This is a genomic window from Adhaeretor mobilis (genome assembly GCF_007741515.1).
GTDB classification, from domain to species: domain Bacteria; phylum Planctomycetota; class Planctomycetia; order Pirellulales; family Lacipirellulaceae; genus Adhaeretor; species Adhaeretor mobilis.
The window spans coordinates 1819844-1844906 of sequence record NZ_CP036263.1 but is presented as its reverse complement, the minus strand read 5'-3'; the positions used below and the strand labels follow the sequence as shown (position 1 = coordinate 1844906).

Here is a 25063-nt window from a genome sequence, read left to right as displayed (position 1 = left end):
CTAATGAAGAAACATCTAACCCTGGCAGCCTCTGCGATGCTCGCAGTGCTTGTCTGCCAACCAGCCTTTGCCGGAGTCCTGTACTCCGAGGATTTCGACGTCGATAACACGGCTAACTGGACGGTAAACACCGGACCTACCGATGGGATCGCTGACTTCTTTTACGACTATTCAGCAATTGGAGTACCCGCCGCACCGGGTAGCGCAGGCACAGTTGGCCTGAAGATGACTGCTAACAATACCGACGGTGTATTTGGCGGATTGAGTGTTTCTCCAACCGGCGAGAGCTTCGCCGGCGACTATCAACTAAGTTTCAACATGTGGCAAAACTACGTCGGTCCAATTGGGCCTGGAGGCAGTGGTACGACACAAGTTTCGTACGCCGCAATTGGCACCTCAGGAAGCTCCGTCAACTACCCAGGCGTGATTGATAGCGCGCTGTTCGCCACCACCCTCGACGGTGGTTCGGCATCCGACGTACGTGTCTACTCTCCTGATGCGACAGGCTCTTACGCTGCTGGCGCTAACTACTTTGCTGGCAAGAATGGCAGCGACGCTTACTACAACCAGTTCGGTAGTGAAGCTGCCCCCGGAGATCAGTTGACTCTGTTCCCAGGTCAAACGGGCACGACCGATAGCGGTGAAACCAGCTTTGCCTGGAGAGAGGTCACGATCGATGTCGTTGGTGGTGTTGCTACATGGACAATCGATGGCTTGCCTATGGGCACGATCGATACCAATGGGCTGACCCTTGGGCTTGGTGGAAGCAATATCCTGTTCGGACACAGTGATACGAATAGCAGTACATCGTCCGACCCCAACAATTCGCTACTGAATGTTACGTTAATCGACAATGTCCTCGTCACTAGCATCCCTGAGCCTAGCTCCTTGCTGCTCTTGAGCCTCAGTGGCGTCGCACTCCTGCGTCGTCGACGATAATCTTTGACCGGCGGTGTCCAATGGGATGCCGAAGATTGTGTTGCAACATTGGCGGCTCAGGCCTGGCGTTCGGCCCGGTCTGAGTCGCTTTTTTTTGATACTCTTGTAGTAATATGAATTCGATCGAAACATGCCTGATGTCCCGTAGCGTCGTCAAGAATTCCTCCCGAGCGAATGCGTACCTCGCTCTGTAGCTACAACACTGATTGACCGTGCGCGAAACCGAGTAAAAGTTGCGTTTACGTGCATTGCCGATATTCCGGTAGCAGCTAATATTAAAGATGTAATATCCATATTGTCTTCACTTCCAGCGAGTTCCATCGTGCCTAAGTACAGCCCTCCAACAGCTCTTGGCCAACCACATCGTCGAGCTGGTTTTACCCTCGTCGAACTGCTAGTGGTGATCGCCATCATTGGTGTGCTCGTAGGCCTGTTGCTCCCAGCTGTGCAAGCAGCCCGCGAAGCGGCCCGCCGCGTTCAATGCCAAAACAATCTCAAGCAAATGGGTTTAGCTGCCCTGAGTCACGAAAGCGCACATGGTTTTTATCCAACGGGGGGCTGGACCTTCGATTGGGGACCGGATCCAGATCGCGGATTTGGAGAAGACCAACCAGCTGGCTGGGCTTACAGTCTACTTCCGTACATGGAATTGCAGAACTTACGTGACTTGGGAAGCGGTATGCCCTACGGATCTAGTCAGCGACAGGCTGCGCTGACTCAACTGCTGCAGACGCCAGTTCCCGCGTACCTCTGTCCTTCCCGTGGCACGCCAAATCTTGTGCTCACTATCTGGAATAGTCCGGTTAAGAATCTAGGGAGTTGGGTGGATACACTCGGCAAAACCGAGGGACTCTTTCGTACCGACTACGCAGCGAACTCCGGAACAACATTTTACTACGATGGTAGCATTTGGTTCGGCGGTGCGACATCAGCGCTCAACGGGGACTACTCAGGTGCCGAAGCTGGATACGAATCGAAGATCGCGGTATTACCGATAGATATCTGCGACTCGGTGCCAACAAGTGGGTCCCACCTCAACAAGATCAAACGCTGCCAGGATGGTATGTCATTCGTACGCAGCGAAGTTAAAGTGCAGCAAATTGAAGATGGTACCTCGAATACCTATCTGGTTGGAGAGAAACACATTAATCCCGATGAGTACGCGGGAGGGACAAGCACTAGCGACCCAGAGCTCTCGTTGAATACGAACCAAGCTGCCTATTGCGGTTACGAGTGGGACAACCAGAAAGTAGCCTGGAGCTTTCGCTGGGGCTCGGAGAGCACGCAAGAGGACTTTCAACCGAAAGGTGATACCATAGGAGACCCAGCAACCGAGCTATTTGGTAGCGCTCATCCTGGTGGTTTCCAGATGGTCTATGCTGATGGATCGGTTCACAACATCAGCTACGATGTCGATCCCTTCACGCATAGCTACTCAGCAAGCCGCAACGATGGAAGAGTCATTGCCGAGTAGAAGCAACCCGGGTGTCATTTGCTTTTTAGCTTGAAGATCACTTTCTTGTTCACGATTGCATAGTCGTCAGAAGAGACTTCTTGACCTAGGACAGTATCCGTGTTGTAGCGAGCTGGGATTGTTTCCTTGCCTGCTTCTACCTTCGAAACCCTGATCTTGTAGATACCCGCTTGCATCCCAGGAGGCGTGTCGGGCGTGGGCCGCTTCTCTTTAGGAACCCTCGGGGTGATATAACCCCCTAGATCGGTTTGTCCGGCCGTGGGCTGAACGGCATCTAGCATGAACTCCTCAGGTTCGAATACGATGTCTGCGTTCCCAAGCGGCTTGCCATCTAGTAGAAACGTTGCATTGAATCTCATGATGCCGATACGCATGTCTTCCCACGACTGCGCCCGCTCAGCCACTTCTTCCTCCGACACCTTCCCATCTTTGTCTTGATCCAAGTTCCTCAGCGCCGCCCTCAGACCGGGCGCATTCTCGAGCTCTTCGCTGCCAACGAATCCATCGCTGTTCGTGTCGTAGAGTTCCATCGCCTTAGCGGCAGAACCGCTTGGGCTATAGCTGGGTAGCGATAATGTTTCCGGGCCGCCACAGCCAGCCAGGACTAATGAAAGGGGGGCTAGGACAGCGTAGCACCAGCCACATGGTCTAGTTGGTGACATGAAGGATCTCTCTCAGGATGACGGTTTTTTGGACGAATTACTCCACGTTAGCCCACCGGACTACAAGCCGGAAGCGAACTGAGCGCAGGTAGTTCTCTGTTTCGCGCATTATACCTGAAATGCTAAATGCGATCAGCGCGTTACTGCTTGCTCACTTGTTTCTCTAATAACTCGCTGGCCCCGCCGATAACCTTCTCCCAGTTGAAGGCAGGCCCGGGGTCGATCTTATTGAGTTGCACGTGATAATGCCCTAATACGCCGCCGAAGTCCTGCCACTGCTCGTCAGTCAGCTTGTGGGGGATCAGCTGGCCTTGCTCGTCGGTGGGATACTTGCAGTCGAGCTTGGGGAAAATGCGGCACAGCGTTGCTGTGAGCTTGATGAGCGAGTCGTACTGCTGAGGCGTGAAGTCGTATTGAGTAAGCTCCCTTCCTTGAATGGTACCAACCACAGGTTCAGGGCGATCGGGCTGGCCCTGGAACGGATCCCTACGGAGCCCGAGATGCCCCAGGCTACGTGGCGGATGCAGGATCGTGCCTTCGGCCTTGTGCGAGTACCAGCGGTCAAGCACGGCTTTATTATCCCTGGGATACGCACCAATGCTGGCGATCTCGATACCAATTGACCTCGTATTAGAAATCGTCGCGTGCCAAGCGCGTTCCTTGAGGTCGAGCGTCTGGTAGATGGTGCCGTCGATATCGAGCATGAAGTGCACGCTCAGCCCACGATGATCGTGCAGAATCTTGAAGCACTGCTGGCTCACACCGCACACGTCGTAATGCATGACGAACTGGTCGACCACCTGTTCCAACAACGGCAGTGTCCAACCTCCGCCGCGTACCTGCTCAATCTGCTCTTTGGTGAGCTTGTCCTTTCGCAAGTTATAGCGATTGGGCGTGTCGAGCCCAGGATTCTGCAGCTTTGACTTTTCCCACGAGGAGCTTTCATACTCGCTAAATCGCCGTTCGACCCGGTAGGCGTCGTAGCCCTTGGGATCAGTCCACAGCACCACGGGAGCTGTTGTGTGAAAGAGCTGTCCGCACACCATAATCTCATCGCCGGTACGCACCAGCTTGTCACCAACTTCAGCGGCGATTGCCGTTGCTGGTAACCATGCCGCAAGCGCGGCAACTGCCAATGTGATAGTGAGGCTGACGCTAGGGAGGCTGTGTCTTAGTTGACTTCGAACGTCGCTCATTTTCATTATCGAACTCACTTTGTTTCTTGGACATCCAGAGGTTACCAACCACTTCTTCAAATATACCTCGCGCAAAGAGTTTCGCTAGGCTTAGCGATTGAGCAACCTTGAATACAATCTGAGTGCTTGAACTACGCGGCAAACGACATCCGACCCCAAGAGCTGCATGGACACCAGGGTAAGCTCCTGTGCCGGCGGCGGTGACAAAAGCCGCGCCAGCACCACGAATCACCGGTGCGGTGTTATCACCAATAAGTACAACGCCGATGCTCCAGTAATGGGATCAAAGAAATCCCCCGCACCGGAACCCACACCGCCACCATCATCAGCAGTCCAAGCAAGCACCTGGGTGAAAGACGGTGTGGCCCAGCCAGAGAGAAGCTGCGCGGCAACGGCAAGGATTGTGGAGGGAAAGCGGCGAAGATTCTTCAAAGAAGACTTAGTTACTACTGGAACCCCATTTTCATGAGAACTTTAGGCATGAGAACATCAGGATAGTGAGCGAACAGCTCATAGAGCCCCTCTGCAAGTCTGTCCCAGCAGCAAATCACTGAAGGAAGCCGACATAGGCTGGGAGCCCAGGGTGAAAAGTTCGTTGTGGAAATCCTAGTAACTTATGTCGACTTCTCCATACGCCCGCGTGGAGAGCGACTGGTACAGGGTGAAATCAATATCCTCGGACAAGAAATCGACATGGCCGTCGGCAAACACCATGTTGCAACCACCCGTGTGCTCGCTGCCGTATGGGATTTCGTTCTCGTACCTTGACTCCCGGCACTCGAACTCGAAATTAATGGGATTGATGGTGCTCCGTAAGATACGACTATAGGACAAGTCCCCGACGTTACGCCAGGATCGCCCGCCTACGTACCACTCGGGTTGACCCCCTTCGCAGGTATTGTAGCCAGGCGAGGAGATCCGGTTCCCGTGAACACTTTCACCCGCCAGGAAGGTGTTGGAGGAGCCGTCGGTGATCTCCGAAAATTTCGTGCTGCTGTTGGCGTAGAGGACGCCGTCATCAGCGACCCTGGAGGCGCCCCTGGCCGGGAGCAAAGTATCCCCGGTATTTGGCTGACCAAGTGGCGGCTGCGCTTCGCTGTGCCCGCGTCCGCCAAAACATCCATAGTAGTCTTTACGGTTGGTTTTCTCCCATTTGACCACGCTCGGACACATGAGCACGGAGATCTCTGCATTCTCGATTATGTCGCGTTCAGCAGCAGACAACGACCGAAAGAAATAGAGCCAACCGCCGTCGAAGTCAAAGTCGATCTGCTGCGAGACCGCCCCTTGTTCGTAGTAGGCCAGTGTGTGGTGAATGTTGCTCCAGCCGCGGCAGCCGTCTATGGGCATCAACCTGCAGACGCCTTCCCAATCGAGGGTCATCCCATCGGGGAAGTGGCCAGTGGCCGCCTCATAGTTGAGATGAGCCAGCCCCATTTGCTTGAGGTTGTTCGTGCATTGGCTACGGCGCGCCGCTTCACGCGCTGCCTGAACCGCAGGCAGCAAGAGACCAACCAGTACGCCGATAATGGCAATGACGACCAGAAGCTCGACCAGAGTGAACCCCCGACGTCGAACCGCATCTGCTCCGCGATCTGTATTCATCCAAGTAACCATTGTATGTCTCTCCATACTGTTATGCCCTGGCTGGTCGTTAGGGCTTCGTTTGCAACTCGAAATCAATCTCTCCACCGTCGTCACCCACTTCAGCTTCCAAGCCTGAAGTGGACACAATGGAGAACTTTTGCGGCACAAGCCAGGTAATCTGAGTCGACTGCTTGCCGGACTGCTGCGATTGGCCGGACTCTACCATGTTGCCAGCCAATTCATCTTCAAAACTCTTGTAGACAGGGCCTACTTCAGGAATCCGTTGCGAAGTGATCGTCACTCGATACTTCCCAGGTTTTGCCCCATCGTGCGATTGAAATGTCGTCAACTGGTAGCGGCCATCGCTTTTGATCTCTCCGCTGGCTGGTCGACCTGAACTGGGATGAAACTCAATGCGTCCCGTCGTGACTGGCTCCCCGTCGAGAGTGACGACCCCCGAGACTGGCGCCAGACCACGCGTGCCAGAACCACATCCTGCAGCACCAACTAGCAGACAGGCGGCGCACAATATAGACAGGCCTCGGTAAACTGATGAGTTGGACGAGAAGGCGAGAGGCATAGGGCAACGATTTTTTCGCATTTTCATGAAGCAAGTCGGAATCTGGTCTCCCGGATACACATTCAATCTAGGCTTATGAACATCGTTTAGTTCGCAATGAAAAGAGAGGAGAACAGAGCCAATGGATACCGTTACACGCCCATTTGGGCAACGCTAAGCTAGCTGGAAATGGCCGCCTGTAACTCGCGGTGGCGTCTCCCTGCGCCGAGGACGCCAATCAAAGCGAGCAAGAAACACCCTGGCTCAGGCACGGCGTTAATGCTCGCGTCTGTCGATGCAGGTCCTGTGAATTCTTGTTGCCAAGTCAGGAAATCTGAACCACTGACGTCCATATCAAGGTCGGCATCCCCCTGCGACTTCGCAGCGCTGCCAGTGAGGCCAAAGTTGGTGTCCCAAGCGGCCAAATCGGCTGCGTCGACGTCGCCATCCTCGTCAAAATCGGCCGTCGCAAACAGCAAGCCACCGATCACAGACAAGACTACGCTGTCCGCGTTGTACGCCAGATCCCAAGACAAGCCGCTACCTAATGGTGCGAGGGAAAGATCGACCGCCTTAAACTCTCCGTCAACACCGCTGCTGTTGCCTGTCTGCAACAGTGTGAAGCTGTCTCCAGACACGGGGCTATAGCCATCTAACTCAATGACCAGCTCGCCATTGCTAATACGGGCTTCGTCGGTCACCTGGATTATCGAATGGCTCGATCCCGTGATGACACTATGCAAGGTTGCCGTGCCGGGGCGTGTTATCCACAGAGGGCTGCCAAATACAACGCTACCAGTCGGCCCACCCACAACCTCTTGGTCAATCGCTTCTCCCATCACCAAGTCACCAACCGAAACCGTCGCATCAGGTCCTGTAATCTTCAAGGTGGCAGTAGAACTCGAACGTGAGCCTAAATTTATCCAGAGCGTCTGCACGACTGAGAACTCAGCGCTATCCTTAACATCTACTAAAGCTTCGCCTCCACTATATCGCCCGTTGCATGCCTGGCCGCAATACGTGATGGGGTATAAGTCTCCACCCGATAGGATCAGGCCATCTGTAGATATCAAGTCAGCATGCCCATTTGGAAAAACATGATCTTTGTTGCCTGGTACACTAAACGTTTGTGCTTGGCTATCAACCGTAAACTTGCCAGAGCCCTCCAGGGTGACGATGCTGCTGGACGGTCCAAAAGTGCCGTGACTTTCACGCGACAGATAACTCTGCATTCCGAAATCTGTCTCTGTCCCACCAGTAGCCGTGTTAAAAATATTGAATTCACCATTGTCTCGCACGGTAAGTGTCAGTTCCGACTTTTCGTTGTAGAGAGCATCCAAATTGAAGACTGCATTGTCCTCCACGACGATATCTGCTGTAGCTCCGTACCGAGCGCCGACATTGAAGTGACCATTCTGTACGGCAAATTGGCCGTTCGGGTCCGCTGGTCCGTGACTATTGCCAAGCGTCATCTCCGCATCGTTTGAGAGATTCATGCTCATATTACCCCCTCTGAGAGTGATGCCACCTGCCATGGATACCTGAGAAGTTCCATCCATGACAACCGTAATCGCAGGCAGACCCGTAGTGCCCTGAGCCACATCGGATGAGCTGCCGTTGGCAAATTGAAATCCTGCGAAGCTACGAAGCACGGCATCGTTGTGCATTTCCAGCCTGCCGGTCGTGCCAGGTACATTAGCGATCACTAAATCTTTCTCGCCTCCCGATCCTGGCCCATTGCCATCGACATTGCCGAACTGAAGATTTCCGCCATTGAGGATCAGCGTGCCCTCTGAGCCGGCATTAAGCCCCAGAACCGAACTGGCCGCGTCATAAACCGTCAGGGAGCCACTATCAATCTGCAGGGTACCGGAGGTATTCGGATCATCACCAAGGTGTAAGCCTTCCGTATCGATGTTAGCGTTGGGATCATCAAGAATCACCGTACCTCCGCCTCGAATCGCCGGTGCCCTGTTATTACCAATAGGAACAACGCCGTTGTCCCAGTTGTTGGGATCTAAGAAATCACCCGTGCCGGAGCCCGCACCGCCACCATTATCAGGACTCCAAATGCCAAACTGTGCGAAGGATGGTGTGGTCCGGCCAGAGAGGAGCAGCGCGAAAACGGCCAGGATTGTGTAGACAGCCCGGCTTGTGAAAGGTGAGCGGTGAAGACTCTTCAAAGAAGTCGACATATTCTTTGGACCCTACTTCATAAGAACATTAGGATAGTGAGCTAACTGCTTGATTGGCTCCACCGACGGTTTTGCCTTCACGGATCTACTCCCGCAGTAGACATCCGTGCTCCTATGCCGCAATTACGAAGAAATGTGGGAATAAACTTGTTTTTTTGGTATTAGAGTAGAAAAGGGAGCAGAAAAGGCTATTGCCACCGTCGCTGGAAACAACGAATTCTCTGCGTGCTAAGTCGCGGCGATGCAGGCAGCCGCGGGCTAAATTTGACATTCGGCTAAGTACTGCAGTAAGTGGTAGTGTCCGCCAGCCTGCGCACATTCATTTATTAGGGTCTGCCCTTGCTGGTAGGTCCTCTCCCCCAACTTCTCCGCTGCTGCGAAGTTAGGGTTGCCGTCAACAGGTTGCCCTCGCTTATAGAACGGGAGGTTGTGCAAGCGGGACCAGGAATCGCTAGGCTCACCGAACGGCGATCGAGGCGACATGGAGAACGTCGATTCGGTTGCCTTGCCTCCTCTTCGGATTACTCTGCGCAACAACCAGCCTTGGCGATCACCTCATCAGATGGAATCCGTAGCGTCGAATCGAGATCTGGACATACTGCTGAAGGTTGATCTTTATGGATTGGGTCTCAGGAAATGCTTGACCGGAAAGTGCCACTAAACCCGCAACGCAATCGATACCCCAACCGGATGAGAAACTGAGCTCTCGCGGATGAAAGCAGTTCTGTTGAAGAATCTTATCTACACTCGGCAACATCGACCGAAGTGAGTAAACACTAGTTCTATATTTTTACAGATCTAGCCCGCCGACGGATCGAACCCGCCGACGGATGCCATGTAGACTATGAAGTGGATTGAGGACGACAATCAATCCTCTATGAATGCGACAATCTATTCGAACAGGATGTTTGCATAAGAAATGCAGTACAACAGGGTCTTCAATTGCATCCTACGAAGTCACACGCCTGCGTGTATTCAGCATTGTGGCGGCCAACGCCAGGGAAAGTAGGCACCCTGTTGTCGGTTCCGGCACCGACGCTGCTGCCGCCACCGAGCTAGCCAACGATGAAGGACTACCGTACTGCGCTCCCCAGGCGTCCAAGTCGAGACCATCCACGGTGCCGCTACCGTCTGCATCGCCATTGCTGTTGTCTGTTTGTCCGGCAAGGCCAAAGTTGTCCTGCCACGTGAGAAAGTCATTGCCATCGACGGTGCCGCTGCCGTCGAAATCAGCGTCTGCTGCAGTGCCTACAAGCTCGATCACTCCATCAAATAATGCTCCGTCGCTCGCCCTGCGATATTCGAATGAGAGCGAATCCGTATCACCTCCAACTTTGAACGCGTTGCCCAAAGTTTCAGTTCTATTCGCACCGAAGACAGAGCTACCTAGTAAGAACAACTCTGATAGGGCACCGTCGTCCGCACCTCCGGCTTCGTCCCACTTTTCACCCGTGCCGTTGCCGACGGTGGCGTCAGGATCAGGCCCATCGATGGCGTCAATCGCTTGGTCGCTGAAACTATTCCAACTGGCGAAATTCAAATCGTCGGTTGTGCTATCGATACTGTAGTAGTCGAAGTCTTGAGAAGTAGCGAAGTCGTTGACGATTTCTGTTAATCCCGTGCCGATATCAATGCGCGCTTTCAGCAAGTGAGGCTCCGTGTAGCGAACATCGTCAAACGAGTTGAACGCGCTAAATCCGGTTCCCACTGCTGGATCGCCGGTGAAGGAAAACGAGTCGATGGTCGCTCCAACACCTGTATCGACGACGCCAAAAAAGCCATTGACCGTCGAGTCAAAAGCAGGAACGGTACCGCCATTGGTACCCTCAAAGCTAAGGAAAGACCCGTCGCCGGCAGAATCGTAATTGTTGAACTCAAAGGCGAAAGCCGAAATGCCAGGAAGCAAACCAACCGTCACTGTCTCTTGGGGATTTGCACCGGCACCACCATCGAGGAAACGCATATTGACTACGACATTTCCGTTGATGTCAGCACCCGTACTAACGAAAGGAGAGACATCGATGATCGCGTTGTCATTGAAATTTGCATTCGCTGACAGCTGCAGCTGACCATTGGGGCTAGTCGCAGACCCGGTACCAAAAAAATCATCCTCAACCTGCCCTTCGAAGTCTTCCAGGAAAGTTGGACCGGATATCGCTGCTTGCCACGACGCCAGATCGGTAAAGGTTTGTATCACAGCCGACGAGGGGGTCGTCATCAGCATGGCTATCGCTACCGCAAGCAGAGCGACCCGAGAGTTAGTTCGATTCCGCTCTTTTTTCGTCCCTAGGCCGTGACGAATAGCTAGTTGTTTAATTCTATAATGCATGGAAGCTTCCTCTTTTTTGGGAAATCCCTAAGTGACAAAAACTAAATGAGGCAAGGTATGTTGAATGCAAATTAACAAGGCGTGTTGCGACGGTGTCGGACTGACACCAGCCCCAAACAACTGATGGCTAGCAGCATGCAGGTTCCCGGCTCAGGGACGCCGGCTATCATTGCTTCGAATGACAAGGGCGGATTCGTAGCCTCATAGGCAGCCTTGAAGATTGCGAAGTCCGCAACCCCGTTCACACCGCCAAAGTTCAAATCGCCCATTTGGTAAGCTTCGGCAGCCGATAGTGCTGAAAGGTCCGCGTTGAATCCGGCAACGAATATTGTCCAGTCGTCAACGGTTATCGAACCATCAAAATCCAGATCCGCGACGGCGAACTGTGAGCCACCGTTGCCAACGAAGTGAACGCTGGGACGTCGCGTCACACCACCGGCAAAACTCAACTCGACTTCGAGGTCTTCGGTGGGGCTCTTGATCCAGGTCCCACCGCCGGTGCTGAGCAGAACTTCCTGGCCGATGCTCAAATCACCGCCATCGCCAGCAACTACCGACTCACTCAAAAGGGACGTTGAGGTAGAGTCGATCATCCAATCATCGTCCATATCGACCGATCCATTCCCTGGGCCGGCAACATTGTCGTAGTTGTCGGTAATCGGTTTCCAGCCACTGGAATCCAACGCCCCCAAAGAGGAGGTGATGGAATACGACTCGAGCCCACTAAGTGCCTCGCCCGATGTGTTGATCAGTTTGATGTGACCTGAGTCGCGATCGACCTCCACGGTCAGTAGATCGGTTAGCGGATTGGTGGTCGTAAGTGCCAGACGTTCGATTGCGAAGAATTCGTCTGGATCAGCTACGGGGACTCCTTCTTGATCAAAGCTGCTTGATCCAAAGTTGTAGTTGGCGACAAACCGGATTGAGTTGCCATCGCGATCAGGCGAAACGAAACCTTGGGCCAAAGATTGGGATGGGTTTGTGCCGTCCTTGTAGAACACTTCATATCGGTTGTTCGTCTTGTCCAATTCCAGCACCATAAGGAACGGGTCAGTCTGCACGGTATTGAGAGTGACTGCAGGCACCAAGCTCGTTGAGCCGGCCCCTAAGGCACTTCCCTCAAGTTGCACGATAGGACCATCCCCCAGATCTCTACTGGTGATTTGCATTTGGGCAGTGACCGCATTTCCCGAGGTTACGGTGCTTCCGTCAACATTCTCGTCGATAAATCCGAAACGAATCTGTTCAGGATTATTGATTGCATCGGCTGCACGAATATCCCAACCCGACATCTCCGCAACAAAGTAGCGTTTGCCCGCTGCGATATCGGCGACGTCCAAGTAACTAGGTGCGAAGGAGTTACTGAACTTCCTGATATCAAAGACGCCATTGTTTACGAATGAGTCGACCAACGTGAATCCGCCCCCAGTGAATTCCCCAATGGACCACTGGTTAAACGGATTGGCCGTGTTAGCCACATCAAGCAATTCGGTGAAATTTGGGTCGTCGAATTCAAACGATTCCAAATCGGCGCCGAGGGTAGGCTTCGCACTCCAAGACAACAGTGCGACTGCCGCGAGTGTCATGATCGCTAGGCTAGGTTTTCTGCACATGATCTCATTCTCCAACACAAGATGGTTGATTATTCAAAATAAATCTGTTTCGTCTGAGGCAAGCGGTCAGAGCTAGGGTGGCCAAGAGAAGCGAAGTGGGCTCAGGCACTTGTACGAACAGTGCCTCGAATCCGGCCAAACCGAATGCCTCGATATAGGCGTCTTTAAACAAGCCGAAGTCAGCAGCGTTATTCAGACCATCGCCGTCAAGGTCGCCTGCTTGGTAGGCCTCAAGCGATGTCAATCCGCTCAAGTCAGTTCCTGAGCCAGCCAGGAATTGCTGCCAGTCGAGGTGGTCGAGTTGGCTGTCATTATTCAGGTCTGCAAACAGTGGAACCTCGATATCGATCGTATAGAAGCCAAGACTGCCATAGTCGTCAAAATGTCCGGGGCCTGCGTCTCCTTCGACCGAGATAACATAACTGCCCGCTTCTAGGATCATATTCAGTGGAGCGTTCACGGTGACCGTCGGATCGACCACGGCCACTACCGCTCCGCTACCATCGTAAAGCGTCAACTTCACGTCGAGATTTGGATCTTGACCGAAGCCTCTGACATCGATCGATACCTCGCCAGGAGCGGAAGTGAACTGAAAGAAATCCACGTCGGTTTGCTGTTCGATGATTCCCCACTCAAAAATCGAACTATTCACCTCGTTCAACACGTGAGGGCTTGTAACACTTGTCGGGTAGTCGTCGCTTCGGAAGCCAAACCCTCGACTGGTAAGAAAGTCAATATCGTCGGCAAAATTTGTCGCTCCGGTGTAGTTGCCATCGCTCCATTGAGTGACGTTCGCTTGAAAGGGAGATCCCATAATCGGCCCCCAACTCGTAGAGCCAGAGCCTGTGCCGTCGTAGGTTTCGTCTGCGCCGCCGCTGATCCCGTCATGCGTCAGACCAAAGGTGTGGGCGGCCTCATGGGAAGCCGTCATACCCGCTTTACGATTTCCTTTGTTAAAGACAAACACAGGATTGTCACCAGCGTCGTCGAATCCGGCTGAACCCGAGTTGCCACCAATGCCTACGCCAAACCCAGCCGTCGGTTGGGTCATCACCACCCGCACTCCCCAGGTGGTGTCCGCGCCACCTGAATTCTGCAGCGCTCCAGCGCCAGGAAATTCAGTGGTCACATTGACATTGAAAGGCAGGAAATCTTCGGCAACGTTTTGAAAGATCTTCTGAATCTCTTCGAGTTCGCCGTCGGAAAAAACCGTGTCATCTCCGTCCTGATCGTAAGCGGGAAACACGATGTTGTGTCCCCACGAGTTACTGACGCTGTGATAGCCGGTGAAGTCGAGATAGATGGTCTTGGACGCTGTGGTACTACTATCGAGATTGAAGGTGTCGGCAAGCGCATAGGGTGCCTGAGCCGTGTCGTCCCCCAAATCGAGAACGCCATCGATGTACGCCGGGAACTGAGACGTGCCAAAGGCAGTCGTCGCCCGCCCAGCCAGCAGTATGGCTAGAAACAGAAATAGGAACGTAGAACGGACAGTTCTGCGCATGGTACAAACTTCCCAAAAGGCCTGCAGTTGTGTCAAAACTTCCCCCGTCTGGGAAGGAGTTCGGAGAGACCAGCAGCGGCCATTGCTCTGATTACTTTGTTGGCGGTGGAGAGAGGTTTTGAAACTACGAGTCATACAATTCATGTGTGTCAAAAGTCCGGGGCTTCGCAATACTGGGCGAAGCCCCGGAATCGTCCTGAGATCAGCTTATCTACGACCAATGCAATGTCGCAGTTGCCGCCAGACTGCTGCCCCGAACACCATCAGGTCAGCTAAACGACCTCAGCAAATCAATACTCATCTTCGTCGCGTGCCGAGAACGGTGAGTCCAAACAAGCTAAGCAGTGCCAGGCTGGTTGGCTCTGGAATTGCTGTGCCGTATCGAACATCGTCGAATGACATGAACGCGCTCGTCCCAGCACCGCCTGCATCGTGACCAGTCAGCGTGAACGATGAGATGGTCGCTCCAACGCCGGTATCGACAACACCATAGAAGCCGGTACCTGTGCTAAATACTGGCCCTGTTGCGCCGTTGGTTCCTGCAAAGCTAAGCTCTGCCCCATCGCCTTGAGTATCGTAGTTGTTGTAATCAAAAGCGAATGCCGATAATCCAGCAGGCAAGGTGACCGTCACCGAATCGGGTGGAGTCGAAGTGTGTGAAAGGAAACGCATACTGACGATGGCGCTTCCGTTGATTCCGGCACCAATAGATTCATAGTTTCCGAGTCCGTCTGCGACATCGATAAACGCATTGATTGTGAAGGTAGATTCCTCAACAGCAGACAACCCAAGATCGCCGTTCGGGCTGGTTATGGCCGTAAACGTGAAGTCATCATCAGCTGTCGCACCTTCAAAATCCTCCAGTGACGAACTGGCGACTGCTGCCTGCCAAGAAGGCAAATCGGTAAATGTCAGCACAGCGGCGGACGTTGGCATCGCCATTGACGCTAGAACGGCAATCGCTAGCAGCACGCCTGGGGCGTTTGCTCGCTTCGAATTTCTTTTCTTCATTAGACTTTCTCCCTTTTCACAAAAAAACGTAACTCACGATGCAACGCGCATCACTATGTACAGTTATGCCGGCCGCCTACATGCCATGATTTCACGGAACTCTCTTACTGTCAAACTATATTTCTGTGGTGACACCACAATCCGACAATCTTGCGCGGAGCCGTAGGGCTGGTAGAGAAAGCATGGCTTCAATCGGCCCTTCTTCGCAGGTGAAGAGCCGCAAAGCCGACCGCTCCAAGTAGTAGAGTACTTGCTGGTTCCGGCACTGGGATCACGCCAATTGGTATTGGCGGTGCGGCTACGCCATACCGAACATCGTCGAACGAGCCGAATGCGCTATTCCCGATGCCTGTTGCTGGATCGCCCGTGAATGAGAACGATGCTATCGACGCCTCGGAGCCCGTATCGATCACACCGAAAAAACCATCAGCTGAGGAGTCAAAATCGACAACCCTTTGGCCGTTGGTTCCAGCAAAGCTAAGGAACGTTCCATCGCCTTGAAAATCGTAATTGTTGTACTCGAATGCGAACGCTGTGATGCCGGCAGGTAAGGTCACAATGACGGATTCTTGAGAATTGGTACCTTTTCCATTATCGATCGAGCGCATGTTGATAACGACATTTCCATTGATTCCTGCGCCGGAACTGAGGAAAGGAGAAGCATCGATCGATGCCTGGTCAAGCAAGTTGGCGTTGGCGAACAACCCAAGATCGCCGTTGGGGCTGGTTCGCGGCAGGTAGGCAAGTCCAAACAAACTATCGGAGGGTGCGCCTTCAAAATCTTCCAGCGTGGAGGATGAAACCGCTCCTTGCCACGCAGCCAAGTCGGTAAAGGTTTCGATCGCGGCATAGGAAGGCATAGCCAATAGCGCGACTCCCGCAATCGCCAGGAGGGCGGCCGGAACGCTCTTACGGATGATCGTTTTGTAGATCATTTCCCTCTCCCTAGCTTACTTGGCAGCAAATTCCTTCGCCCGAACTGCCGGCTGGGAATGAGCCCACAGAACAAGAGAACCAGCGAACTTGGTTCTGGGACAGCGGCGGCACTCGCCAAGCCACTTGCAGAGCTGCCAAAATGGTTCTTCCAGATGGGAAGATCATCGCCGTTGACCAGGGTGTCGCCGTTCGCATCGCCATCGGTGATTGTCGCTCCAGAAGAGAGCCCGAAGCCGCGTTGCCAGGTGAGGAAATCGCTCCCATCGGTTGCGCCGTCTCCGTTGAAATCGCCCGGCTGTTGTGCGAGGTAGGCCCCGTAGAAATCTCTCATCGCGATTGCCAGATCAGCAGCCGTGGCCTCCCAAGCGCTCCCACCTCGATAGTCAATTCCGAACTCCAGTTGGATCGCATCCATGCCGCTCGCTTGATGGCTTCCGTACGCTTGTACCGTGTATCCACCGTTGTACCCTGGAACCTCGACTTGATCGGCAAACGGAATACTGGCGTCCGGATCTACGGAATAGCCTAGTGCATCCAGCGATCCGAGGATGCTATTGGGGCCGTTCAAGGAAGGATCAGAGCCGAATTCCTGGATCAAGTCAGAGGCTGTCAATCCATCCTTCGTGCCTCGCAAGATGTCACCCGGCTGCGCGGATTGACCGTGGATATCTAGCAGCAGTCCGCGCCCATATTGGGATTGGATATCGTCGATAAACCCCTGGACGGCATCGTGATAGAAGTCGTAAAAAGGCTCAGCCGCTGGGTTGCTAAAAGCATTGTTGGGGCTAGCCGCTTTGTCTCGATTGAGATCAATGTATTCGCGGTGCCCTTGGGCAACGATCAGGTAAGGTCGCTTACCCGTCAGAGCAAAGAAGTCGTCACTTGCCTGCGGTGCAAGCAGGCGTGTATTGGTATCGAGCACGCAAGTCTCGCTGCCCGTGCAGGATCGCGGAGGGAACGGATAGCTAAGCGTTCCACCGTGCGGCGCCGTCAGAAGAATGGGCACATCGCCCGGCACGATGGTGAAATAGCTTGAAGGCGGCAGCTGCGCAACAGCCTCCCCCCCCGCCACGAGCAAAATCGTGACGCTAAGAATCCAGAACCGCATCACAAGACCGCCCTTACTCGGGATTTCCCGTTTGGGGCTGCTCAGTGCGATTCCATTTACGCCGCAGGCCGGTTACACCTAAGCCCAGTGTGGATACTAAGCCCAGAAAAGCGAACGCGGAGGGCTCAGGGACTGCGGCGACGCCGTATCGAACATCGTCGAATGAGCCAAACGAGGTAGTGCCACCGCCTGCTTCAAGCGTTCCGTCAGCTGCCGCAAAACGGAGTGTTGAAATCGTTCCAGTATCGCTCACCAATCCGAAGAAACCGGGCCCCGTACCTGTACCGCCTCCTGGGATATTGCTAGAGTCGGCGGGGTCGAAATAGCGTGGGTCCTCTGCGTCAAAATCAGAAACGGCAACACCATCGACACTGAGCAAAGTCGGATCACCGACACTATCGCCATTTCGATAAATAAATGAAACTGCCGAAATTCCAGCTGGAAAAGTCACCTCGACATACTCGTCACCATGATTGAGAAAATTGATATCGACCACAACATTTCCGTTGATACCACCTCTAACATTAGTGAAATCTCGGACGTCAATTTGTCCATTGTTTATTTCAGCACTGCCGGCAGAGCTTGCGGCGTTTGAGGAAAATATCAGGTCATCGAATTCACCGAATGTGACATCCGAAAAGCCAAAATTTAGATCCTCTGCCCCTCCGTTATCGTCGCCGTCGTTGCCGATATCCGCACTCTCAAAGTCTTCCAGAGTCGAGCTAGAGACTGCTGCCAGCCACGATGATTCAGTGGTATAAGTGACGAGTACTGCATCAGCAGGACGCGAGAGCAGCACCATGCTAGTGAGCATCGCCGCTAGGCACAGCCAGGCGGTCTTGAGATCGGCGGTCTTAAGAATCATCGTTGAATCCCTCTGATCAACTTAGGTTTTCGTGTGCGACATAGCGTTCCCGTACGGGCACAATACTAGCGCTGACATTCACGATATCATTGACGCCCCCCTGCCGTCAAACTATATTGTTATGGTGGCACCACGAATTGCTTCCTGCCATCAAATCGGCATCTTCTCAAGGAAATCATGGGCATGAACGACTCATCTGACGACGGAATCGATGCCGAATCGCTGGGCAGGAAGATTCGCGGTGCTCTCCACCGAACAGGCGAGACCCCCAAGTGGCTGGCAGCGCAATCTGGCATTGGCGTCAGTACCGTCTATTCCATCTTGAATGGCCATCAGCTGCCGTCGCTCGATAAGATCCGGCAGCTCTGCCGGGTGCTCAATTTGTCTGTCGACTGGCTACTCGACATCGAGAGCGATTCCTTCTATCTCCGGCCCGAGCTAGGGCACGAGAGCCAAAGCTATGCCGACCTCGAGGAGTTTTGGCTGAGCCAGGGAAACGGCGAGCGGCTGAGCGTGTCGCGCGGGTTTTCGATCGTTCACCAGCCGATTGGCTTGCGAGAGCAAGTGCTCAAGCGGATCTATGAATTGCCCAAGAAGCAAATCAACGTCTCACTCGACGCATTCATTCATCGCCGGCAAGCCATTGACGAGTATGAGCGACGGCGACTCGAAGTGGTTGTCAAAGAAGAGGTTGAGGACTTTATCCTCCAGCGTCCACCATGGGATCGACTGGATTTCGAGCTCATTAAAGAGTTTGTCGAAGCAATCATCACGCGGCTTCGGGAGGATCAGATCGGCTTTGAGCTGACACTCATCCCGCGACAGCTCTTTCTTGTCAACTACGAGATTCTCAACCGCGAAATCATCGTCTTTGACTTAGGGCATATCTTCATGAGGCAAAGCCACGCCAACCTCGTGCAGCATTTCATTCGCGAAATCCAGAGCTTCCGTAGCCACCCTGATGCCCTCGACGAGCGCCGCAAAGTCATCCGGTTTCTCCAAAAGACCCTGGCTAAAGCAGGATCGCAGCTCAATTCGGTACCCATTGCCGACGAGTGCGGTTCGTCAGCCTAGTCGGGACCTGAATAGCAGCACTGCAAATAACCTGCTCCCTTAGAGGCGAGAAAGCAGCTCTGGGAGAGGGCCAATATCCGAATCTTGGTATCTCCATAAGAATATGGCTTGCCCATACAATCATCGCTCAAATACAATTGGAGATAAGGTCGTACCACCGGCGACATTGATCGAGTGGTATAGGTTCCAGACTACTTCAGCAAGCTTCTTCAGCGAGCGAAGCTACTACGATACAAATCCCAGGCGGGGAGTGCGAGTTTAATGACACCCACGGCAGCCGAACTTGTGCAGACGTGCAATTCTCTGATCGAGGTTCCTTCGATCGACGGAGATCGGGCGGCACTTCAAGAAGTGGTGCGACGAATCCGCGAGTTTTTTCACGACGTTCCCGTGGAAGTGCACGAGGAAGAATTTGGCGGATATCCTTCTATCGTCATCACAACTTGCGCATCGAAGTCTCCCAAGATCATGCTGCACGGCCACGTCGATGTGGTGCCCGGCAAGCCAGAGCAATTCCGCCCAGAAGTCACCGACGAACGTCTTCATGGGCGCGGGGCTGTGGACATGAAAGGGTTCGTGGCCGTAGCGATGCATGTCATCCGTGATTTGGCCCTTAGCCCGTATCCTCCAAGCGTGGGCTTGATGATCAACACCGACGAGGAGGTGGGCGGTCGATGTGGCGCGAAACACTTGGTCCAACAAGGGTGGTCCGCTGAGCAACTTATCAATGGAGATGGTGGCTACGGCGACGCTGTCACCTTTGCGCAAAAAGGGATCATTCAGCTCACCGTCGAGGCACTCGTTGAGCCAGGTTTGCGTTACGCTCCTTGGAACGGTTTAGGGGCTGCAGACGTCTTGTTGCGTACCGTGAGTGAAGGTTTGCAACAACTGTGCCCTCAACAAAATGAGCTCGCCGAAGAAAGCAACTGGGGTTCGACTGCCTGTGTTTTATCTGTCGAAACGAAGGAAAATGGTAGTCTCCCTCCGCGGAAAGCGAGCGCGTCGATCCGTGTTTATTGGGCTGACGATCACACCGGGGCAGAGGTCATCGAGTTAGCACGCAAGGCGTTTCAACCGCTCAAAGTTACGGGCAGAGTCGATGCGGAACGTGTCTACCTTTCGCCTAGCGATCCCGATCTATTGCATCTTCGCGATCTGTGGCAGCGACAATTGGGGCGACCTATTGGTATCCGCGCCGATAATGGCTCGTCCGACGCCAAGTGGTTTGCGCCACTGGGAATCCCAATACTCATCCTGCGGATGCCCGGCTGCGGAGCCCATACCGACAATGAATGGCTGGACGTTACGGCGTTGAAGCCGATGTATCAAACGTTGCACCAATACATTACCGAGAAATCTGGTGAAGCGCAGGAAAGCGATCTTGCCGCCCCAGTCATTCTTGAACAGCCGTGATGAAGAATCATGCTCCAGCCTCCATCGTCATCCAACACCGTCACACCCTATCGTGAGGTGACGCTGGCCGCGATCGTCTCGGGTGTATTGATCGGAGTGGGAATGACCGCGACGTTTACGTACGCGGGCATGACATTGGGATTCTCCACGAGCGGCTCGACGGTGGCAGCCATTCTTGGCTGGGGAGTCTTGCGCGGGTTGCTACGTCGCGGAACGATCGTTGAGAACAACATTGTCCAAACCATTGCCTCGAGTCTCAACACGACAGCGGGCGGTGTCGTCTTCACCGTTCCGGTTCTGCTGCTCCTGCCCGATGTGGAATTCAATTTCTGGCAAGTTACTGCGGCATGCGTGGCTGGAGCAATTCTCGGTGTCGGATTTGTGATCCCCATTCGCAAACAAATGATCGACATCGAGCGACTACTGTTCCCCAGTGGCACGGCCGTGGCGACGATTCTGCGCTCGCCAACCGAAGGAATTGCCAAAGCACGTCTCATGCTTTTTGGAGCACTCTTTTCCGCCCTGGTTCTTGTCCTCAAGAACATGGACAAATTCCCCGGCATCAGCAAGTCGTTGCCCGGTACGGTTGATCTTGGAAGCTGGTTGCATCTGCCACCGTACATTGCAATGACCGTGTCGTTGTCGCTTTTTGCAGTGGGCATTGGTTTTATTGCTGGGCGAAACGGGCTGTTTGTTCTTGCCGGGGGTGCAGTCTCCTATTGGGTCATCACCCCACTAGTCGTTGCTTTCGGTTGGGGGCCCGCAAGCGGCGCCTTCGATCCAGCTACGGTTGGCGACATGATTCACTCTGAGACGACACGCCCACTTGGGATAGGTATGTTGCTGGGGGGCGCATTGATGGGCGTCGTGTTGACGTTTCCCGCGATCAAGGCGGCACTCTCGAGTTTGAAGAGCACACCCTCGCAGCGTAACGGCGACAGAGAGGGAGCCGTTGCAGGCGAACGTGAAGAAATGCCAATCGGAGTGCTATATACCTCCGTCGCATTGGCACTCGTCGTACTATTCTTTGTGACGCTGTCAGGATTGGGATTAGGCGAAGATCCGATCGCTGCAATAGTTCGCTCGCTCGTCGTCGCGATTATTGGTTCGCTATGGCTCTGGTTTTCCGGTGTCATTATTGCTCAGGCAACCGGCATGACTGACTGGACTCCGCTTTCTGGATTGGCTCTGCTGGCGGTGGTCGTCCTGTTGTACTTGACGGGAAAATCCGTAGTGCCTGCTATCGTGGTAGGTGCGGCCATCAGTGTGGCCTGTTCGCTGAGCGCCGATATGATGCAGGACCTCAAGACCGGACAATTGGTTGGCAGTCGACCGGCAAGCCAACAGCTGGTGCAACTTGTTTTCTGTGGGCTTGGTCCGCTTGTCGCCATGAGTGTCATGATGCTGATCTGGAAAACGGGCCCCGGTGGACAGGGCGGATTTGGTCCAGGGACGGATATCGCTGTGCCTCAGGCAGATGCGCTGCGAGCCGTTATCGAACAGGTTCGTACCGGGCAAATGGATTGGGTCCGCTATGGATCTGGAGCGATGGTGGGAGGATTGCTCTCGCTGAGCGGACTACCCGGTCTTGGAGTGATCGTCGGCATCTCCATGTACTTAGGGCTCAGTATCATTCTTCCTTACGGTGTTGGCGCCGTTGCCAGAGAGACGCTTCAACGAGCGAAGGGAATCGAGTGGTGTGAAGCCAAAGGGATTCCCTTGGCCGTGGGACTCATTGTCGGAGATGGACTAACAACACTATTATTTGCGTTGTTAACGGTATTGGGAGTACTCGAATGAACTCACCAATCGCCAGTTACGTTTTGATGACCGTTGGTGCCGTATTGGCGCTGGTCCTAGCGGCAGGTCCGCTTGCTACGTCGCTTGTTTTCCAATTGCTTTTTGGGGCTGCCCTTCTTCTGCTTACTTTCGGCGTGGTGATGCGACGCCTCAGTGCACGGAAGGACGCTTTGGCGGGATCGGCCGACGGAGAAATTCGCCAGGCCTTGGAGGCACTCAAGTCACTTCACCTTGCCTTACAGCAGACGGTCAGCGAGTGTATTTCCATCGAGGACATGACACGATTCCACGGTTTGGTTCAAGCGGCGACACAGCCGCCAGCTAGAGACTTTCTCCGGTTTCGGCAATCGCTTCTCGATGCCTACGGGTTCAAATTTTTCGCAGAGTTGATGATACACTTCGCCAGTGTCGAGCGAGCAATGAACCGGACTCTCTCGGCGTCGGCAGACGGTGCCGGCGAAGAAGCTCGAGCCTGTTTACTACAAGCCAGTCAGCGAATGGAGCATTGTCTGGCAGCTTTGCACAGATTCAAAGGTCTCACATGATACGAATTAAGTCTCACTCAACTCTCTTGCTTGCTACCTTCTGCGTGTGCTTGGTGCTGGGAGAACCTCTGCGGGCGCAAGAGGACGTCGACTCGCACAGTTTCAACTCGGTTGAAATGGCCCCCTTGAGTGCCCTGCAGTTAGGGGATGCTGCGCTCGTGGCTCCCGAGGTACTCAAGAGCCTAGCGGTCCAGCCAGGTCAGGCCGCTGAATTGTCTCGCGGAGAAAAACGCATCGAGGTGGTTCTTTATCCAATCAATCGGGCCAAGGAACAGGTCTCAATCAAGAAATCATTGAGAGACCGCCTGGGAGTCGAACCGGGCAAAGCAAACATTTCGCTGCGCCTATTGGATCTAAGCGAACGCACCTTAGAGCCCATCAGAACTGATATCCGCATTGAAGCTCACGCAGGTTCGTCAGAACAGTGGCCTGGAATTGCCATGGGGGCACCCCATGGCGATTGTGACATGTACACCGGTGAAATTGTTGAAGCGGTAACCCAATCTCGCAAAGTTCCGTCAGTCTGCGCCTACGGTTCGCGGAATAGTTTTCTCGGGCGATGGATCGATGTCAACCGCCCGCTGCAGCGTCGACCGAATGAGTCTTCTTTCGGGATCTTGCCCTACCGAGACTGGACTACCGAAGCCGCATCCATCTTTTCTGAGTTTCAGGAAAACGTATTACGCGTCGGCCGGCAACCAGATCTGGCAGAAGGGACCGTTCCGCTCAAACTGTACCTCGACTTTCACGGACACGACCTTACCGTTAAATCTGATGCGGGTGAGAGCATTTACCGCAATGTCTTCGAATGCATGGCCCGTGGCTTTAGCCAGGAAGAAGTGCGTTTGCTCAAAGCGGCTTTTGATCAGTGCGTGTCCGAAGAATACGGCGATGCTGCTCCACCAAGTTACTGGGGGAACCTCCCAGAAGATCGCGAGTATGAGGTTGCAGGGATTCCAACGAGTTTCTTTTACTCGGGCTCGGGTGCCAGAGTTTATGGCGTCCTAGCCAGCGATGTTGCTAGCCGCGGAATTCACATTGAGTCTCCAGATTCCATGAGAATCAATCCCTCGGTTCGACCTCGGACATCACAAGTACTAGGCAACTTCATGCAAGTCATACGAGATGACATCCTGACGGCTAGTCTCAGTCGACAAACCGTGACTCCTCCTGAAGCAGCTGCTGAGAATGACTCGGACCAATGGGTCACGGTGCCCACAGGCGAATTTGCTATGGGCGCGCCCGAAGGAGACGAGGGGTGGAGCATCGAACGACCGCAACATTGGGTCAATCTGAGTGCCTATGAGATGAGGACAACCGAGGTCACATGCGGCGAATTCGCTGCGTTCGTCAATCGATCGCTCGCTACTGGCCAAGCTGAGATTCGAGACGCGAGAGTACTTAGCAAAACCGATGGAAAGCTCTGGTGTGTGTTATGGCCTCAAGGTGTGCTGTCCATGCTCCAACAGGAAGCCAATCGAGTCACCTGGAGAAGTGGCCGTCAGCACCATCCCGTCAATTACGTTACCTGGCATGGCGCGATGGCGATGGCGAAAGCCAACAACGCATCACTGCCGAGTGAAGCCCAATGGGAAAAGGCCGCGGGGTGGGAAGCAGAAACTAGCCGGCCGTTCCGCACAGGGCTCTCGATGCCAGGCTTCCGGTCGACTGTTCAAGCGTCGTTGATGAACAGCGGGCATATTTCGGAAAATTACGTTCCGCCTTCGACATGTCCTGTTGGCTCTTTTGCTAAAAGCAAGTCGCCCGTCGGTTGCTACGACATGTCGGGAAACGTCTGGGAGTGGACCACGGATTGGCTTGCTGGTTACCCCGAAGCGGGTAACGAGTTGCATGATCCGACCGGCCCCTCCGATGGGTCGATGAAGGTCATTCGAGGGGGGGGCTGGGATACTGAACGTTCTACAGCAACCCCTTCATTCCGCTTGGGTGTTAGTCCAGATCAAGCATTGCCAAACGTAGGATTTCGTTTGTCACGTTCTCAAGGAGATCGTTAGAGCATTCTTCCGCAATAGCCACTGCAGGCAGTAAGAGATCAGCAAGGGGACTTTGGCCAGATGTGTGTCGGGCTGTTGTCGAGGAGGAGCTGTCACGGGCGCATCTGTGTGAGCTCGAATAACCAACGCCGCGACAAGTGCCGTCAAGAATACCAACACGTTGGGCTTGTGAGCTTTCTCACGATCCACGGCATCGCAGCTGATTCCTCACTTTCCGCGCTGGCGTGAGTAACCCCAG

The 25063-nt window shown here is 53.9% G+C and carries 20 protein-coding genes; 7 read left to right on the top strand and 13 right to left on the bottom strand.

Translation table 11 applies throughout. The features are described from left to right. Nucleotides 1-3 precede the first annotated feature (3 nt). Together HG15A2_RS07265 and HG15A2_RS07260 are read left to right on the top strand one after the other, a co-directional pair. Nucleotides 4-939: a PEP-CTERM sorting domain-containing protein gene (locus HG15A2_RS07265; RefSeq protein ID WP_145059251.1), complete on the top strand. Its 936-nt coding sequence runs from the start codon at nt 4-6 to the stop codon at nt 937-939. A gap of 322 nt (nt 940-1261) precedes the next feature. Next, a complete protein-coding gene (locus HG15A2_RS07260; protein WP_218932385.1) occupies nt 1262-2413 on the top strand; it encodes a DUF1559 domain-containing protein in 1152 nt (383 codons plus the stop codon). A gap of 14 nt (nt 2414-2427) precedes the next feature. Here HG15A2_RS07260 and HG15A2_RS07255 read toward each other — a convergent pair whose 3' ends face one another. The 13 genes from HG15A2_RS07255 to HG15A2_RS07195 form a co-directional block, all read right to left on the bottom strand. Beyond that, on the bottom strand, nt 2428-3075 hold the full coding sequence (locus HG15A2_RS07255) for an EF-hand domain-containing protein (protein WP_145059247.1): 648 nt from the start codon (nt 3073-3075) through the stop codon (nt 2428-2430). Nucleotides 3076-3215: 140 nt separating this feature from the next. After that, nucleotides 3216-4271 carry an N-acetylmuramoyl-L-alanine amidase gene (locus HG15A2_RS07250; protein WP_145059245.1) on the bottom strand — a complete coding sequence of 352 codons (1056 nt, stop codon included), beginning with the start codon at nt 4269-4271 and terminating at the stop codon, nt 3216-3218. 228 nt (nt 4272-4499) lie between these two features. Next, a complete protein-coding gene (locus HG15A2_RS07245) occupies nt 4500-4703 on the bottom strand; it encodes a hypothetical protein (RefSeq protein ID WP_145059243.1) in 204 nt (67 codons plus the stop codon). A 174-nt stretch (nt 4704-4877) separates the two neighbouring features. Further along, nucleotides 4878-5888: a DUF1559 domain-containing protein gene (locus tag HG15A2_RS07240; RefSeq protein ID WP_218932384.1), complete on the bottom strand. Its 1011-nt coding sequence runs from the start codon at nt 5886-5888 to the stop codon at nt 4878-4880. A 37-nt stretch (nt 5889-5925) separates the two neighbouring features. Continuing rightward, nucleotides 5926-6387: a hypothetical protein gene (locus tag HG15A2_RS07235; RefSeq protein ID WP_145059239.1), complete on the bottom strand. Its 462-nt coding sequence runs from the start codon at nt 6385-6387 to the stop codon at nt 5926-5928. A 209-nt stretch (nt 6388-6596) separates the two neighbouring features. Then, complete coding sequence (locus HG15A2_RS07230) at nt 6597-8612, bottom strand: hypothetical protein (RefSeq protein ID WP_145059237.1); 2016 nt, start codon at nt 8610-8612, stop codon at nt 6597-6599. Nucleotides 8613-9561: 949 nt separating this feature from the next. Further along, the gene (locus tag HG15A2_RS07225) at nt 9562-10941 is read right to left on the bottom strand and encodes a PEP-CTERM sorting domain-containing protein (protein WP_145059235.1); all 1380 of its coding nucleotides are present in this window, start codon (nt 10939-10941) and stop codon (nt 9562-9564) included. A gap of 71 nt (nt 10942-11012) precedes the next feature. Further along, complete coding sequence (locus HG15A2_RS07220; protein WP_145059233.1) at nt 11013-12554, bottom strand: PEP-CTERM sorting domain-containing protein; 1542 nt, start codon at nt 12552-12554, stop codon at nt 11013-11015. Nucleotides 12555-12558: 4 nt separating this feature from the next. After that, nucleotides 12559-14058: a zinc metalloprotease gene (locus HG15A2_RS07215; RefSeq protein WP_145059231.1), complete on the bottom strand. Its 1500-nt coding sequence runs from the start codon at nt 14056-14058 to the stop codon at nt 12559-12561. A 297-nt stretch (nt 14059-14355) separates the two neighbouring features. Then, nucleotides 14356-15069, bottom strand: coding sequence for a hypothetical protein (locus HG15A2_RS07210; RefSeq protein WP_145059229.1), 714 nt, complete (start codon nt 15067-15069; stop codon nt 14356-14358). A 188-nt stretch (nt 15070-15257) separates the two neighbouring features. Next, on the bottom strand, nt 15258-16004 hold the full coding sequence (locus HG15A2_RS07205) for a PEP-CTERM sorting domain-containing protein (protein WP_145059227.1): 747 nt from the start codon (nt 16002-16004) through the stop codon (nt 15258-15260). Continuing rightward, nucleotides 16001-17113 carry a hypothetical protein gene (locus HG15A2_RS07200; RefSeq protein WP_145059225.1) on the bottom strand — a complete coding sequence of 371 codons (1113 nt, stop codon included), beginning with the start codon at nt 17111-17113 and terminating at the stop codon, nt 16001-16003. Before HG15A2_RS07200 ends, HG15A2_RS07205 begins: the two co-directional genes overlap by 4 nt. 13 nt (nt 17114-17126) lie before the next feature. Next, nucleotides 17127-17978: a hypothetical protein gene (locus HG15A2_RS07195; protein ID WP_145059223.1), complete on the bottom strand. Its 852-nt coding sequence runs from the start codon at nt 17976-17978 to the stop codon at nt 17127-17129. Between the two features lie 183 nt (nt 17979-18161). On the opposite strand from HG15A2_RS07195, the gene HG15A2_RS07190 reads away from it, so the two are divergent. From HG15A2_RS07190 to HG15A2_RS07170, 5 genes are all read left to right on the top strand, one after another. Then, a complete protein-coding gene (locus HG15A2_RS07190; RefSeq protein WP_218932383.1) occupies nt 18162-19052 on the top strand; it encodes a helix-turn-helix domain-containing protein in 891 nt (296 codons plus the stop codon). Between the two features lie 261 nt (nt 19053-19313). Next, on the top strand, nt 19314-20465 hold the full coding sequence (locus tag HG15A2_RS07185; protein ID WP_145059220.1) for a M20 family metallopeptidase: 1152 nt from the start codon (nt 19314-19316) through the stop codon (nt 20463-20465). Nucleotides 20466-20474: 9 nt separating this feature from the next. After that, on the top strand, nt 20475-22265 hold the full coding sequence (locus tag HG15A2_RS07180) for an OPT family oligopeptide transporter (protein ID WP_145059218.1): 1791 nt from the start codon (nt 20475-20477) through the stop codon (nt 22263-22265). Further along, nucleotides 22262-22810: a hypothetical protein gene (locus tag HG15A2_RS07175; RefSeq protein ID WP_145059217.1), complete on the top strand. Its 549-nt coding sequence runs from the start codon at nt 22262-22264 to the stop codon at nt 22808-22810. The genes HG15A2_RS07180 and HG15A2_RS07175 overlap by 4 nt, the downstream gene beginning before the upstream one ends. After that, nucleotides 22807-24825, top strand: a complete 2019-nt coding sequence (locus HG15A2_RS07170; protein WP_145059215.1) for a formylglycine-generating enzyme family protein — start codon at nt 22807-22809, stop codon at nt 24823-24825. The genes HG15A2_RS07175 and HG15A2_RS07170 overlap by 4 nt, the downstream gene beginning before the upstream one ends. Nucleotides 24826-25063: the final 238 nt, after the last annotated feature.

Coding starts and splice junctions, on each gene's coding strand:
- HG15A2_RS07170 (WP_145059215.1), top strand. CDS start 22,807: ATGATACGAATTAAGTCTCACTCAACTCTCTTGCTTGCTACCTTCTGC.
- HG15A2_RS07255 (WP_145059247.1), bottom strand. CDS start 3,075: ATGTCACCAACTAGACCATGTGGCTGGTGCTACGCTGTCCTAGCCCCC.
- HG15A2_RS07205 (WP_145059227.1), bottom strand. CDS start 16,004: ATGATCTACAAAACGATCATCCGTAAGAGCGTTCCGGCCGCCCTCCTG.
- HG15A2_RS07200 (WP_145059225.1), bottom strand. CDS start 17,113: ATGCGGTTCTGGATTCTTAGCGTCACGATTTTGCTCGTGGCGGGGGGG.
- HG15A2_RS07225 (WP_145059235.1), bottom strand. CDS start 10,941: ATGCATTATAGAATTAAACAACTAGCTATTCGTCACGGCCTAGGGACG.
- HG15A2_RS07210 (WP_145059229.1), bottom strand. CDS start 15,069: ATGAAGAAAAGAAATTCGAAGCGAGCAAACGCCCCAGGCGTGCTGCTA.
- HG15A2_RS07190 (WP_218932383.1), top strand. CDS start 18,162: ATGAACGACTCATCTGACGACGGAATCGATGCCGAATCGCTGGGCAGG.
- HG15A2_RS07185 (WP_145059220.1), top strand. CDS start 19,314: ATGACACCCACGGCAGCCGAACTTGTGCAGACGTGCAATTCTCTGATC.
- HG15A2_RS07195 (WP_145059223.1), bottom strand. CDS start 17,978: ATGATTCTTAAGACCGCCGATCTCAAGACCGCCTGGCTGTGCCTAGCG.
- HG15A2_RS07220 (WP_145059233.1), bottom strand. CDS start 12,554: ATGTGCAGAAAACCTAGCCTAGCGATCATGACACTCGCGGCAGTCGCA.
- HG15A2_RS07250 (WP_145059245.1), bottom strand. CDS start 4,271: ATGAGCGACGTTCGAAGTCAACTAAGACACAGCCTCCCTAGCGTCAGC.
- HG15A2_RS07265 (WP_145059251.1), top strand. CDS start 4: ATGAAGAAACATCTAACCCTGGCAGCCTCTGCGATGCTCGCAGTGCTT.
- HG15A2_RS07230 (WP_145059237.1), bottom strand. CDS start 8,612: ATGTCGACTTCTTTGAAGAGTCTTCACCGCTCACCTTTCACAAGCCGG.
- HG15A2_RS07215 (WP_145059231.1), bottom strand. CDS start 14,058: ATGCGCAGAACTGTCCGTTCTACGTTCCTATTTCTGTTTCTAGCCATA.
- HG15A2_RS07175 (WP_145059217.1), top strand. CDS start 22,262: ATGAACTCACCAATCGCCAGTTACGTTTTGATGACCGTTGGTGCCGTA.
- HG15A2_RS07180 (WP_145059218.1), top strand. CDS start 20,475: ATGCTCCAGCCTCCATCGTCATCCAACACCGTCACACCCTATCGTGAG.
- HG15A2_RS07240 (WP_218932384.1), bottom strand. CDS start 5,888: ATGGTTACTTGGATGAATACAGATCGCGGAGCAGATGCGGTTCGACGT.